Genomic DNA, 12,988 nt, shown 5'->3' with positions numbered 1-12,988 from the left:
AGGGAGGCCGCCGGTGAGACGAGGGCGCCCAGGGGTATCGCCCCGAGGGACGGCGGAACGGACGCTGGTCAGCGTCGACAGCGGCATGACGGCCACTGCGACCGGCACGGCCGGCACGACCAGTGCGACCAGTAGGACGGATTCCGATCAGCAGGCCGACGAGCACAATGGCTCAAGGCTGTGGCATATCACGCTCTGCGTCTCGGGGCCCCAGGTCCCGCTGGCGGAGGTGCGACGAGGGCTGGAGCAGCTGGCGCACGACCATCCCTTCTTCCTGACCAGCCGGTACGCGGTGGATCACGCCGAGATCCGGTACTGGGAGGAGGCGCGGGACCTGCACGACGCGGCGGCGATCGCGCTGCGGCTGTGGGGCGAGCACCGGTCCACGGCGAAGCTGCCGCCGTGGGAGACGGTGGGTCTTGAGGTCATCGACCGCGCGACCTACCACCAGCGCATCGCGGAGGGATACGGGCCGGCACCGGCGGCGCCGGTCGGGGTGCACCCGTTCTAGGGGGAAGGCTGCGGGTCACACGGCCCGCAGCCTTACCCTGTGCGGTATGAGCAGCAGCCAGTCCCCCCAAGAAGCACCCGCGTCCCTGCCCTCCCCGTGGCCTGAGTCCCCGGTCCTGCGGGCCGCGTACCGCGCCCGTGCCGCGGCGGAGGAGCTGGCCCCGCTGCCGCGCGCGGTGAAGGACGACGCGCTGCTGGCGATCGCCGACGCGCTGGTCGTCCGTACGAAGGAAATCGTCGAGGCGAACGCCGAGGACGTCGAGCGGGCCAGGGCCGCCGGGACCAGCGAGACGGTCATCGACCGGCTCACCCTCACCCGGGAGCGGGTGGCGGCCATCGCCGCCGACGTACGGGACGTCGCTGGGCTGCCGGACCCGGTCGGGGAAGTGGTGCGCGGCTCCACGCTGCCGAACGGGCTGGACCTGCGCCAGGTACGGGTGCCGCTGGGCGTGGTAGGGATCATCTACGAGGCCCGGCCCAATGTGACCGTCGACGCGGCGGCGCTCTGCCTGAAGTCCGGCAACGCGGTCCTGCTGCGCGGCTCGTCCTCGGCGTACTCCTCCAACCTGGCGCTGGTGAGCGTGCTGCGCGACGCCGTCGGTGGCGCGGGGCTGCCGGCCGACGCCGTCCAGCTGGTCCCGGGGGAGAGCCGGGAGTCGGTGCGGGAGCTGATGCGGGCCCGGGGCATGGTGGATGTGCTGATCCCGCGCGGCGGGGCGTCGCTCATCAGGACCGTGGTGGAGGAGTCGACGGTGCCGGTGATCGAGACCGGCACCGGGAACTGCCATGTGTACGTCGACGCACAGGCCGACCTCGCCATGGCGGTGGAGGTGCTGATCAACTCCAAGGCCCAGCGGCCGAGCGTCTGCAACTCCGCCGAGACGCTCCTCGTACATCAGGACATCGCACAGGAGTTCCTGCCGCTTGCTCTGGACGCCCTGGCGGAGGCCGGGGTGACCGTGCACGGCGACGAGCGGGTGCTGGCACTGGCCGAACAGGCCGGGACGAAGGCGACCGTCGTGCCGGCCACGATGGAGGACTGGGAGACCGAGTATCTGAGCTACGACATCGCGGCGGCGGTCGTGGATTCGCTGGACGCGGCGGTGCGGCACATCAGGATGTGGTCCTCCGGCCACACCGAGGCGATCGTGACCTCCTCACAGCCGTCGGCTCGCAGGTTCACCCAGTTGGTGGATTCGGCGGCGGTCGCGGTGAACGCGTCGACGCGGTTCACGGACGGCGGCCAGTTCGGGTTCGGCGCGGAGATCGGCATCTCGACGCAGAAGCTGCACGCCCGTGGCCCGATGGGCCTGCCGGAGCTGACGTCGACGAAGTATGTGGTGACCGGAGACGGGCACGTACGGGGCTGACGCTCCGCGGAAGCGGCCCCCGTAGCTGCCCTCGGAGACCAGCGGAGGAATTTTGCCGCCAATCGCCGGATGGGTTTGTTTTGTCCGCACCGTCAGGGCGGCCCGTCCGGCGAATGAGGGTAAGGCCACTCGTGACCGGTTCGCAGGCGGCCTGCCAAAACGGCCCTCGCAGTCGTATTCTGGTCTGGTGCCGGACGATGTGGGGGGCAGGCCGTTCCCGGACGGCGATGACCACGGTGACGCGGACGAGGAGTTCGCATCCGTGGTCTTCGACGAGGACTTCGTCAGGGCCGCGCTCTTCCACGAACCCAGTGCCCATGAGCGCATGCTCGCCGCCACCCGCACCGAGGCGCGCCTGGTCCGGTTCAACGAACCCTCGGACCCCCCGGCGGAGCTGCTGGGCGCGGAGGACACCGGGCAAAGGGACGCGGAGTACGACGAGCTCTACGCCCAGCGCCGTCCGTACCGGGGCCATCACACTCGCTGGCACCGCTCGGTGGCGTGGCTGCTGGCCGTGGTCATGGGCATAGGCGTGGTGGCGCTGGCCTTCGCGGCCGTCTACCGGGGCGCGGGCGGCGCACGGCAGCCGTCGGTGCCGCCGGCCTCCCCGGCAGGCCGGGTAGGAGCGCCTTCGGTGGCCCCGTCAGCCACTTCGATACCCCCGGTGGCGGCCTCGCCCGCGCGCCGATGACGCGCGGCTGAGCAGGGGGCATAACCTGCTGTTGTGCGGCCTCGCCACTGACCTCCGATCAAAGTTGTCTCGTGCCAGGGCGTTTATAAGTGGCCCTGGAGACCTACTCTTGCTATATGGCCGGGCCTGGAGACCCTCCTGAGGGGACACCCGAGGGCGTCCCAGGAGGTGGTGAGGACGAATACCGATCCGTCGTCTTCGACGAATCGTTCGTCAGGGCTGCCCGCATACAGGAGTACTCGGCCCAGGAGCGCCTGGACGGCACCTCGCGGGCCGTGCGGACCCGCAGGCCCTGGTCCCGGAGCGGCGCCTCCAGACAGGCGCTGGTCCTGGTCACGCTGATCGCCCTCGCCTTCGGCACCGCGATCTACCTCGGGATCCGCAATCCTTACCAGCAGCCCCCCACCCCCGTCGCCCAGCCTCTGCGGATCGCCCTGATTCCGCTCACCCCCTCGCAGCCGGTCCCGGCCGCGGATCTCAAGCAGCCCTTCGAGGGGCACCCGGCAGCCGACTACCGGTCTGGGGCCGCAGGCATCACCCTCCCGCTGGCAACCCGGACCGCGCATTTCTCCGAGAGCCAGGTGATAGAGGCGCTCAGCACCGTCAAGGAGTACCTGGTCGCCTCGTCCATCGACCCCGAGACGCTGACCGGCGGCGACGTCCGGGCCGTACGGAATCTGCTGGCTCCCGGCCAGCTGGAGCAGTTCGACGCCAGCCTGGAGAAGCCGGCCGATGACGGGCGGCACGCGGCGACCGGATGGATGGTGCGTTTCGATCCGGCGAGGGTGCGGCTCGCCAACGACCAGGTGCGGGTGCGCGGCACGATGACGCTGACCGAGGTGGGCGGCGATGTCCTGGAGGTCGTCACCGACCACACCCTGGTCTACGCGGTGCGGGACGCCGCCACGGCCGACGGCGCGGCCTCGCTCTTCACGGTCCGCCGCGAGCTGCGGTTCCGTATCGACCGCGACGATCTGGACGGGCACCAGGTGGAGGTCGTACAGGCCGCCGTGGAGGCCGGGCCGCTGTCCTGCGGCAGCGCTTCGGTGCAGTACTTCCGGCCGCTGCTGGCCGGACAGCTCCCGCAGGCCATGGCCGGGATCGACCCGTACGACCACGACCACGAGATCACCTCGGTCTGCGGAGTGCTCACCCCCGAGGTGTCCGCGTCCGTCACTCCGACGGTGGCTCCGACGACGGCGGGTCTTCCGACGGCGGTGCAGGCCTCTCCTGCGTCTGAGAGCCCGTGAACCTGCCGCGCAGCTTGCCGCCGAGGTCGCCCGCGCCCGTGGAGATGTCGCGTATCAGCCCCATCAGCGGATCCTTGCTGGTCTTCACCGTGTCGGCGTAGTGGTTCGCCGAGTCGCGGAAGGAGTCGTAGACCGAGGTGTCCTTGTCCTCGCTGCGCCGCGCGTAGTGGCCGTCCATAAGGCGCTGGAAGTCTCGGCTGGCGGCCCACTTCTTCAGCTCGGCGGCCCGCACGGTGGTGAAGGGATGGCTGCGGGGCAGCACATTAAGGATCTTGAGCACGGAGTCGCGCAGGTCACCGGCCTCCTCGTACTCCTCGGCCTGCGCCAGGAACGCGTCCACATTCATCTCGTGCAGATGATTGCCGCCGGCGATCTTCATCAGGCCGCGCATCGACGCCTGGAGGTCCTGCCCGACGAGGAGCCCGGCCCGGTCAGCCGACAGCTCCGACTTGCGGAACCATTCGCGCAGCGCGGTGACGATCGCCAGGACCGCCAGATTGCCCAGCGGGATCCATGCGACCCGCACCGCCAGGTTGGTCAGGAAGAGCAGGATCGTGCGGTACACCGAGTGCCCGGACAGTGCGTGGCCCACCTCATGGCCGACCACGGCCCGCATCTCCTCCTCGTCGAGCAGCTCGACGAGCCCGGTGGTGACGACGATGATCGGCTGGTCCATGCCGATACACATCGCATTCGGCTGCGGGTCCTGGGTGACGTAGAACGACGGGATCTTCTCCACGTCCAGGATGTAGCAGGCGTCGCGGAGCATCGCATCGAGATGAGGGAACTGCTGCTCGCTCACCCGCACGGAGTCCGACAGGAAGAGCAGCCGCAGTGAACGCTCCGGCAGCAGACCGCTGAGCGCCTTGAAAATGGTGTCGAAGCCGCTCAGCTTGCGCAGCGCGACCAGGGCGGAGCGGTCGGCGGGGTGCTCGTACGCCCGGGAGGAGATCCCCGGGAAGCGGACGCGGTTGCGGCCCGGCAGCCGCTCTCCGGAACCGTCGGCGCCGCCGGAACCATTGGAATCGTTCGGCACGGACATATTGGCCCAACCCCCATTGTTGCCGATCGTTACGTTAGAGGGACGCACGGAGCCAGCGAGAAGTTCCTTCCGGACCGCCCGTACGATGTGGCCCTAAGTCTTCCGGCTTGCCGTCCTCACCGCAAAGGGTTCTGCATACCATGACCGCTCACGCAGTAGTCCCCGCACTGACCCCGCTCGCCGAAGGCGGCGGAAACCACCCGAGTCTCAGCCCGTACCTGACCGGCGGCGGCGCGCTGGTCGCGCTGCTGCTCCTGCTGTTCGTCGTCACCCGCTTCAATCGGGACCGCTGATCCAGGGCCCCGTCACTCATAGAGTGCCGCTAGGGTCTTTCGCATGAAGAAGCGAATCGGTGTGATGGGTGGGACGTTCGACCCGATCCACCACGGTCACCTCGTGGCCGCCAGCGAGGTGGCCAGCCTCTTTCAGCTGGACGAGGTCGTCTTCGTACCGACCGGTCGTCCCTGGCAGAAGAGCGACCAGAAGGTGTCGGCTGCCGAGGACCGTTATCTGATGACGGTCATCGCCACCGCCTCCAATCCCCAGTTCTCCGTGAGCCGCAGCGACATCGACCGTGGCGGCAAGACGTACACCATCGACACTCTGCGCGATCTGAAGACCGATCACGGTGATGCCGACCTGTTCTTCATCACCGGTGCCGACGCCCTCTCCCAGATCTTCGACTGGCGCGACGCGCAGGAGCTCTTCGAGCTCGCACACTTCATCGGGGTGACCCGGCCCGGGCACATACTCGCCGACCCCGGATTCCCCGAGGGCGGTGTCTCGCTCGTCGAGGTCCCCGCGCTGGCGATCTCCTCGACCGACTGCCGCCAGCGGGTGGCCAAGGGGGACCCCGTCTGGTACTTGGTGCCGGACGGGGTGGTGCGTTACATCGACAAGCGCAGGCTGTACCGGTAACAGGAGGGGTTCATGTGAACGACGCAAACCCCCGTTGGCAATACGCCGAGGGTGGTCCCGACCGGCAGGGTCAGGACCCGTACGCCCAGGACCCCGACCAGCAGGATTCCTACCCCCAGGACCCGCAGGCCCAGCAGCAGGGTGACTACGGTTACGACCCGTATGCCGAGCCCCAGCAATACCCGCAGCAGTACGGTCAGCAGGAACAGCAGTACCCGCAGTACCAGCAGCAGGGCTACGCCGAGCCGTACTACCCGGACCAGCCGCAACAGCAGCAGGAGTACCAGCAGCAGGAGTACCAGCAGTACCCGGGCTTCATCCCACAGCAGCCCCAGTACGCCGCGCAGCAGCCGTACTACGAGGAGCCGCCCGCCGCCCCCGAACCGGAGTCCCGGCGACAGCCGCCGCACCCCGAGGCACAGCGCAGTGGTGGCGGCCGTGACGGTGATGAGGGATTCGCGTTCGTCGACGAGGACGACGCGGAGTCCGACGAGGTCATCGACTGGCTGAAGTTCTCGGAGTCCCGCACCGAACGCCGTGAAGAGGCCAGGCGGCGCGGTCGCAGCCGTGTCATCGCCCTTGTGGTGGTCATGGCGCTCGCCGTGGTCGGTGGCCTCGGCTACCTCTGGCAGACGGGCAGACTCCCCGGCTTTGGCTCCACCAGTACGGCCGTGCAGACCACCACCGCCCAGAGACGTGACGTGATAGTGCTGCATCTGCGCCCCGTGGACTCCAACCAGAGCTCCACTGCCCTGCTGGTCACTAATTCCACCACCAAGAAGGCCACCACCGTTCTGCTGCCGAACTCGCTGGCCGTCAGCACCGACGACGGCGGCAGCACCACTCTGGGCGCGTCGGTCGTGTCCGGCTCGACTCCGACCCGTGATGCGCTGGACACTCTGCTCGGCACCAAGATCGCTGGCACCTGGCGGCTGGACACCCCGTATCTGGAGCTGCTCGTCCAGTCGCTCGGCGACATCACCGTGGACACCGATGCCACCGTGATCTCCAGCAAGAAGGACGGCGCCAAGACCCTCGTCAACGCCGGCAAGGCGCAGGACCTCAACGGCCAGGCGGCCGTCGCGTACGCCACCTACCGAGGGCCCGGCGAGGCGCAGAGCAAGCAGCTCGACCGCTTCGGCCAGGTGATGGAGGCGGTGCTGAAGAAGTTCCCGAGCAGCACCGACCTGGCGACCAAGACCATTCAGTCGCTGAACGCCATTATCGAACCGCCGCTGACGGAGAAGGACCTGGGCGCGACCCTGGCCGTCCTCGCCGAGGAGGCCAAGACGAGCTCCTACACGACCACGACCCTGCCGGTGCAGTCGGACGGCACGCTCAGTGAGACGGCCACCAACGGCGTGGTCAAGGATGTGCTCGGCGGCACTGTGAAGAACGCCAGTTCGAACGGTGTGCCCACCGTCAGCGTCAAGAACGCCACCGGCGTCAAGGACATGACGATCAAGGCGCAGGCGGCCGTAGTGAACTCCGGGTACACCTATGTGTCGGCCGGAACGGCGGCAACCCAGGCGTTGTCGCAGGTCACCTATGCCGACGCCGCACAGAAGGCGAACGCGACCGAGCTCGCGAAGACCCTGGGGTTGTCGGCCAAGGTAGTCAAGAAGGCCGCAGGTGCGGCAAACGCGGATATAACGGTCGTTATCGGTACGGACTACAAGGGCTGACCAGGAGCGGCCGACGTACGAGGGGCAGCCGCCCCAGCTATTCGCGCGGCCTCTTGACCGGTCGGGGCATGTCACAGGGTCGTGAGACCCTGGATGCACCATCGCCCCGACCGGAAAGCTTCTCCTGTGACCGCGACAGACCGCTCCATCGAGCTGATCCAGACCGCCGCCCAGGCGGCCGCCGACAAGCTCGCGCACGACATCATCGCCTACGACGTGAGCGACGTCCTTTCCATCACCGACGCTTTCCTGGTGGCCTCCGCGCCCAATGACCGCCAGGTCAAGGCCATCGTCGACGAGATCGAGGAGCGGCTGCTCGCGGAGCTCGGCACCAAGCCGGTGCGGCGCGAGGGCGACCGGGACGCTCGCTGGGTGCTGCTCGACTACGTCGACATCGTCGTGCATGTGCAGCACTCCGAGGAGCGGGTCTTCTACGCCCTGGAGCGGCTTTGGAAGGACTGCCCGGAGATCGAGCTGCCCAAGGACGCCGTCGCCACCCGTGGCAAGGGTCGGGAGCACGCCCGCTCCATTGAGGAGGGCGAGGAGTGAATGGCAAGCCGGGCGGCCGTGGGCGCCGTCTTGTCCTGTGGCGGCACGGGCAGACCGCCTGGAACCTGGAGGGCCGCTTCCAGGGCACCACGGACATACCCCTGACCGAGATCGGCGTCGCCCAGGCGCGCCGCGCCGCCCGCCTGCTCGCCGGCCTCCAGCCGTACGCGATCGTCTCCTCGGACCTGCAGCGCGCCGCCGCCACCGCCGCCGAGCTGGCCGCGATAACCGGCCTCGACATCAGCTACGACGAGGGGCTGCGCGAGACCTTCGCGGGCGTCTGGCAGGGCCTGACGCACCAGGAGATCAACGAGCGCTTCGGTGACGAGTACGCCGCCTGGAAGCGCGGTGAGCCCATCCGGCGTGGCGGTGGCGAGCTCGAGACCGAGGTCGCCGACCGGGTAGCCCCGGTGGTGCTGCGCGCCGCCGAAAAGCTCCCGGACAGCGGCACCCTGGTCGTGGTCAGCCATGGCGGGGCGATCCGCACCGCCATCGGGCGGCTGCTCGGCCTGGACCCGTACACCTGGGAGTCGCTAGGCGGCCTGTCGAACTGCTGTTGGTCGGTGCTGGGCGAGGGCGCGCGCGGGTGGCGGCTGCTGGAGCACAACGCGGGCTCCCTCCCCGAGCCGGTGCTCGGCGACGACAACTGACGGCGGCAGCCGATCGGATTTCGTATCCGCGCCGGTCACAAGCTAAGCTTCTTCTCGTTCACCGGGCGGAATGCCTGGGAACGATGGGGCTATAGCTCAGTTGGTAGAGCGCTTGCATGGCATGCAAGAGGTCCGGGGTTCGAATCCCCGTAGCTCCACAAGTACGGGACCTGGAGCACCTGCCCCGTAAAAAGCGCAGGCAGGTGCTCCAGGTCCCGCGTTCTCCTGGAGGACGCGGGATGCCTGTTTTCCGCTCTTTCTGTTTTGCCGCGATGATTTCCGACAACGGTCGGCCGTGCACGGGGCCGCCGATCACCGGGTCCGCCATACCGCGAAGCTCTTCGATTCGGGCCTGGCTCTCCTCGTCGTTCGGCTGTAGCCCACGATCCGTGCTGCCGCCCTCACCGCCACCGCGGCGGGGTCCCTGGCAGCCGCTCTGCGCCGCCCCCGCCCGACACATGACCCGGGACGCGCCGCCCGGGCCTGGGAGCGTCGTCCAAGGGGGTGTCCGGCCGATAACGCCGACTCGGCGTGGCGGACGGCCCTAACGGCCCCGTAGGGCGCGTACGGACACCGCGCCGGCGACCGCCAGGAAAGCCGCGCCGAGCGCCGGGTACACGGCGGAGAGCAGCATCTCGCCGCCGCTCTGGTGGAGTTCGGGCCGGAGCCCGCCGTGCGGGACCAGCCAGGGGAGGTAGGAGGAGAAGAGCACCCCGCTGAGGACGGCTCCGGCCGCCCAGCGGGCGTCGCGGCGGCGGGTTGCCTCGGCCGCCAGCAGCAGCACCATGGGCACGCCCCACACCCAGTGGTGGGACCACGAGACGGGGCTGATCAGGAGGGCGGTGACCGCGCAGGCGACCGCAGCCCAGGCGGAGGCGTGCGGCAGCCGGTCCCCGGCGAGCTGCGCCGCGACCGCCACGGCGAGGCCCGCGCAGCCCGCCACGGCCGCGCTGATCAGCCAGGGGTTACCGGGGGCGGCGTCGTGCAGCGCCCGGGCGAGGAAGCCGCGCAGGGACTGGTTGCCGGTCTCCTCGCCGTGGCCGACGCGGTCGGCGGCGAAGACGACCTGGGTCCAGAAGCGGCGCGAGTCATGGGGGAGGACCAGTGCGGTGAGCACCACCGTTCCCGCGAAGGTGGCGGCCGCGACGGCCGACCGGCGCAAGTGTACGTTCCAGGCGCTGCCGTCCCGGCGCAGGCGCTGCCAGCCGAGCGCGATCCCGGCCAGCGCGAGGAAGACGGCGAAGAGCGCGGGCGTCAGCTTGATCCCGGCCGCGAGGCCGGTGCCGAAGCCGGCCCAGCGGTGGCCGTTCCGGCGGGTGAGGTCCCACAGGACGAGGACCGCGAGGAGCAGATTGATCTGTCCGTAGCGCAGGGTGGTCCACACCGGTTCACACCAGACCGCAACCGCCGCCACGGCGAGTGACACTGCCACGCGCGGCAGCCGGCACGGGCGGCCCAGCAGGCGCAGCGAAAGATGCACCAGTGTGACGAGAAGTACGAGATTCCCTACGACCGCCAGATCGCGCATCTGGCCGACCTCCAGCCAGGTCAGCGGCATGAACAGCAGTGCAGCGAACGGCGGGTAGGTGGCCGGGAGCCGCGCATATGTGACGCGCATGTCGTAGAGCCCCTCGCCGTTGCGGGCGGCCCAGCCCTCGGCCCGGTAGACGAGGAGGTCGAGCATCGAGACGTGGGCGGCGCGCTGGGCCAGCCAGAAGCCGGTGAAGGACATCAGGCAGACGGCAGCCGCGATCAGGTTGGGGCGTTGCAGTACGAAGGCGCGGGTCCGGGCTGTCAGGAGAGGGCTGTCGGCGATGGGTTGTGCCGCGGTCACGGGGGCCCTCCAAGGGGGTGGCAGACGGCCCGCACAGAGCTGTGGGACACACGGTGGAGGGGGCATCGGTTTGCCCGGTCGGGTGTCCCGAATCGATTTGGCGAACCGCCCCTGCGGCCGTGTAAAGTATGCCGAGTCGCCAGGGAGACCTGGGAGAAACGACACGCGGGGCTGTAGCTCAGTTGGTAGAGCGCTTGCATGGCATGCAAGAGGTCCGGGGTTCGAATCCCCGTAGCTCCACCATAGAAGGCTTAGTAGAACACGGGGCCGAATAAGCGCCTCCTAGCAGGTCTTCAATGGTTACCAGCGCAGCAAGGTCCTTCCCCTTCGGGGGAAGGACCTTGCTGGTGTTTTGAGGCTGTGCACTGAGGTCAGGGAGCTGCTTGGCGTTCCAGGCGTCCTGGACGGCATGGAGCTGGGCGAAGGGCTCGTTGAGGTCGTGGTCGGTGACCTGGTCGTCTTCGATGCAGAGGGCGTGGAAGATCGCCTGGCTGAGCAGACGGCGCTGGTCATCGTCGCAGCGGCGGTAGAGCTCCTGTGGGTTCTCCAGCAGGGTCAGGCATGTTTCGATGAGGCGGGCGGCGTCGGAGAGGTCGTCGGTGGCTTCGTTGAGACGCGCTGAGAGGTGTTGGCGCTGGCGCTCGATGTCGTGGAGTTTGGCCTTGATCTTGGCTTGTGGCAGCGCACCGTCGGCGGCGAGGTCGATCAGGTTCTCTTCTCGCCCGTCGAGGGATCGGAGCTCAGTGGTCAGTTGGTGATGCAGGAGTCGGGCGGAGGCTTCTTCGGTGCCTATGGCCTCTTCGAGGTGTGCACGCACGTCGGCGATGAAGCCGGCGCTGAAGCGGACGCGGGCGTAGTGCTGCTCGACGGCCTCCTCGATGTAGGCGATGCCGATGTGCGGAGCATCGCAGGTGCCCTCTTGGCGGTTGCGGCAGAAGAAGTAGAAGTACTCGGTGCCACGCGGATTGTTGACCGTGCGCTGGATGATCATCCGCTGGGTGATGTCTGCTGCTCGTTTGCAACGTCCGCAGAACAGGGAGCCCTTGAGGTAGTGGTGGTGGGTGCGGCGGCGCTCGCCTGCGACACCACGGGACTCGATGGCGTCCTGGACGCGCTCGAAGAGGGCGTCGTCGATGAGTGCTTCGTGGCGTCCCTTGATCTCTTCACCCTTGTACGTGACGTCCCCGACGTAGTACCGGTCGCGGAGCATGTCCGACAGCTTGCTGATCGATATCTTTTTGGCGGGGAACTTCGTGGTCGGCCGGGTACGCAGGCCACGGTCGTAGAGCTCGTCCGACAGATCGGCCAGCGTGTAGTTTCCTGTTACGTACAGCTCGAAGGCCAGCCGGACGAGGGGCGCGCGTTCCTGGCGCTACCCGCCCCAGACCGGCAACTGTGATCGACGCACCAGGGAGCGTCGGCACCGTCGTCCCTTCCGCCAGGTCTGTAGCCTCCTCACGGCTCACTACTTTCTCCAGGTTGATCCCGATGTTCTGGAAGCCGTCGGTCAGCAGGTAGACGTGCAGACGGAAGTCACCACCGCCCTGGTTGATCCACTCACCGGCCAGCCGGTACTCCGACGTGATGTCACTGCCACGACCCTTGAGACCGGCGACCGCAGACGCGTACGCCGCCTGTATCTGCGTCATGGCGCTGCCCACCACACGCGGCACTCGTCGCAGCCGAGCGTTGTCCGTCGCACCGTCCAGATGCAGGGAACCGTCGAAGATCGTCGCCGTGCCAGCACTGGAGGCGGTGAACACGCGATGACTAAATGAGGGTGGAACAGAGACAATGGCTTGCTGGTCGGTGACCGGGGTGGCACGGAAACCGACTCGGTTCCCGTGCCACCCCCGTTGTCATTAGTGCCGCCGGTCGGTTCCCATGGCCGACCGCGCGTCACGAACGAACTGCCATATGCGCCCGACGTAGTAGGCCGCCATGACGAGGTTGATCTTTACTAGTACCTGCATCTGTGCCTCTTCCGTTTGATCTAGCTAGGCGATTGCCTCGCTGAAATCAAAGCTACGGATCGTCCTCAACGAGGGATACGACTTGCCGCTTGACTTGCCGCTCGTACAGGCGCTTATAAGCGAGCGGCAAGTCAAGCGACAAGTTCTTGACCTCGAACACGGCCACGGCACATGCGCGCGGTAGAGATGTTGAAAAGCTAGAAAGAATATTCCATAGTTGATCTTGTAAATAAGGAAATCAATTATGGAGCGTGAGCCAAGGCCATCAGCAGAGACGCCAGAGTGGAAAACCAAACTACCCACGGACTACAGACCATCGCCGGAGCGAATACATGACTTGCCGCCTCCGGCCTTCAATCTTGAATTTTTGGAACCGAATCAAGTGGCGAGCCCAGTGCTTGCTCTCAACATCGCAAGCAGCAGAAACGGTCGTAGTCCTGAGGTCACTGTCGCTAAGCACGATGAGCAGAATATGAACCTGTTTACGGGCCTCATGCAGCGCGATCGACATGTCTA

12 protein-coding genes, 2 tRNA genes and 1 pseudogene are annotated in these 12,988 nt (G+C 67.7%); 12 read left to right on the top strand and 3 right to left on the bottom strand.

The window, feature by feature from the left end; genetic code table 11:
• Positions 1 to 85: 85 nt before the first annotated feature.
• The 4 genes from FCI23_RS00345 (at position 86) to FCI23_RS00330 (ending at position 3,821) form a co-directional block, all read left to right on the top strand.
• Entirely contained in the window at positions 86 to 511 is a 426-nt protein-coding gene (locus FCI23_RS00345) for a hypothetical protein (protein ID WP_407645892.1), read from the top strand.
• Between the two features lie 46 nt (positions 512 to 557).
• On the top strand, positions 558 to 1,880 hold the full coding sequence (locus FCI23_RS00340) for a glutamate-5-semialdehyde dehydrogenase (RefSeq protein WP_136721386.1): 1,323 nt from the start codon (positions 558 to 560) through the stop codon (positions 1,878 to 1,880).
• A 187-nt stretch (positions 1,881 to 2,067) separates the two neighbouring features.
• Positions 2,068 to 2,571, top strand: a complete 504-nt coding sequence (locus FCI23_RS00335; RefSeq protein WP_136721385.1) for an SCO2584 family spore wall biosynthesis protein — start codon at positions 2,068 to 2,070, stop codon at positions 2,569 to 2,571.
• 116 nt (positions 2,572 to 2,687) lie between these two features.
• Positions 2,688 to 3,821, top strand: a complete 1,134-nt coding sequence (locus tag FCI23_RS00330; protein WP_136721384.1) for an SCO2583 family membrane protein — start codon at positions 2,688 to 2,690, stop codon at positions 3,819 to 3,821.
• Here the strand turns inward: FCI23_RS00330 and FCI23_RS00325 are convergent.
• Complete coding sequence (locus tag FCI23_RS00325) at positions 3,745 to 4,863, bottom strand: M48 family metallopeptidase (RefSeq protein ID WP_136721383.1); 1,119 nt, start codon at positions 4,861 to 4,863, stop codon at positions 3,745 to 3,747. The genes FCI23_RS00330 and FCI23_RS00325 overlap by 77 nt on opposite strands.
• Positions 4,864 to 5,003: 140 nt before the next feature.
• Here FCI23_RS00325 and FCI23_RS56050 point away from each other — a divergent pair, with 140 nt between their 5' ends.
• The 6 genes from FCI23_RS56050 to FCI23_RS00300 all read left to right on the top strand — a co-directional run bounded on the left by FCI23_RS56050 (position 5,004) and on the right by FCI23_RS00300 (position 8,823).
• Positions 5,004 to 5,156, top strand: coding sequence for a hypothetical protein (locus FCI23_RS56050; RefSeq protein WP_169316641.1), 153 nt, complete (start codon positions 5,004 to 5,006; stop codon positions 5,154 to 5,156).
• Between the two features lie 43 nt (positions 5,157 to 5,199).
• Positions 5,200 to 5,781 carry a nicotinate-nucleotide adenylyltransferase gene (nadD, locus tag FCI23_RS00320; protein ID WP_136721382.1) on the top strand — a complete coding sequence of 194 codons (582 nt, stop codon included), beginning with the start codon at positions 5,200 to 5,202 and terminating at the stop codon, positions 5,779 to 5,781.
• Positions 5,782 to 5,795: 14 nt separating this feature from the next.
• On the top strand, positions 5,796 to 7,466 hold the full coding sequence (locus tag FCI23_RS00315; protein ID WP_211265162.1) for an LCP family protein: 1,671 nt from the start codon (positions 5,796 to 5,798) through the stop codon (positions 7,464 to 7,466).
• Positions 7,467 to 7,592: 126 nt separating this feature from the next.
• The gene (gene rsfS, locus FCI23_RS00310) at positions 7,593 to 8,015 is read left to right on the top strand and encodes a ribosome silencing factor (protein ID WP_136721380.1); all 423 of its coding nucleotides are present in this window, start codon (positions 7,593 to 7,595) and stop codon (positions 8,013 to 8,015) included.
• Positions 8,012 to 8,665, top strand: a complete 654-nt coding sequence (locus FCI23_RS00305) for a histidine phosphatase family protein (RefSeq protein WP_136721379.1) — start codon at positions 8,012 to 8,014, stop codon at positions 8,663 to 8,665. The genes rsfS and FCI23_RS00305 overlap by 4 nt, the downstream gene beginning before the upstream one ends.
• An 85-nt stretch (positions 8,666 to 8,750) precedes the next feature.
• A tRNA-Ala gene (locus FCI23_RS00300) sits at positions 8,751 to 8,823 on the top strand.
• A 386-nt stretch (positions 8,824 to 9,209) separates the two neighbouring features.
• On the opposite strand, the gene FCI23_RS00295 is transcribed toward FCI23_RS00300, so the two are convergent.
• Entirely contained in the window at positions 9,210 to 10,499 is a 1,290-nt protein-coding gene (locus tag FCI23_RS00295) for a glycosyltransferase 87 family protein (protein ID WP_169316640.1), read from the bottom strand.
• Positions 10,500 to 10,666: 167 nt separating this feature from the next.
• Here FCI23_RS00295 and FCI23_RS00290 point away from each other — a divergent pair.
• Both FCI23_RS00290 and FCI23_RS58100 read left to right on the top strand, forming a co-directional pair.
• Positions 10,667 to 10,742: transfer RNA gene (locus tag FCI23_RS00290), tRNA-Ala, on the top strand.
• A gap of 166 nt (positions 10,743 to 10,908) precedes the next feature.
• The gene (locus FCI23_RS58100) at positions 10,909 to 11,121 is read left to right on the top strand and encodes a hypothetical protein (protein WP_211265161.1); all 213 of its coding nucleotides are present in this window, start codon (positions 10,909 to 10,911) and stop codon (positions 11,119 to 11,121) included.
• A 294-nt stretch (positions 11,122 to 11,415) separates the two neighbouring features.
• Here the strand turns inward: FCI23_RS58100 and FCI23_RS63515 are convergent.
• Positions 11,416 to 11,808 (bottom strand): annotated as a pseudogene (locus FCI23_RS63515) (recombinase family protein); the annotation flags it as partial.
• Positions 11,809 to 12,988 lie beyond the last annotated feature (1,180 nt).

The organism is Actinacidiphila oryziradicis (assembly GCF_005047355.1).
GTDB lineage: Bacteria > Actinomycetota > Actinomycetes > Streptomycetales > Streptomycetaceae > Actinacidiphila > Actinacidiphila oryziradicis.
This window is presented reverse-complemented; position numbering and strand designations above follow the sequence as displayed.

Coding starts and splice junctions, on each gene's coding strand:
- FCI23_RS00345 (WP_407645892.1), top strand. CDS start 86: ATGACGGCCACTGCGACCGGCACGGCCGGCACGACCAGTGCGACCAGT.
- FCI23_RS00340 (WP_136721386.1), top strand. CDS start 558: ATGAGCAGCAGCCAGTCCCCCCAAGAAGCACCCGCGTCCCTGCCCTCC.
- FCI23_RS00330 (WP_136721384.1), top strand. CDS start 2,688: ATGGCCGGGCCTGGAGACCCTCCTGAGGGGACACCCGAGGGCGTCCCA.
- FCI23_RS00325 (WP_136721383.1), bottom strand. CDS start 4,863: ATGTCCGTGCCGAACGATTCCAATGGTTCCGGCGGCGCCGACGGTTCC.
- FCI23_RS56050 (WP_169316641.1), top strand. CDS start 5,004: ATGACCGCTCACGCAGTAGTCCCCGCACTGACCCCGCTCGCCGAAGGC.
- nadD (WP_136721382.1), top strand. CDS start 5,200: ATGAAGAAGCGAATCGGTGTGATGGGTGGGACGTTCGACCCGATCCAC.
- FCI23_RS58100 (WP_211265161.1), top strand. CDS start 10,909: ATGGAGCTGGGCGAAGGGCTCGTTGAGGTCGTGGTCGGTGACCTGGTC.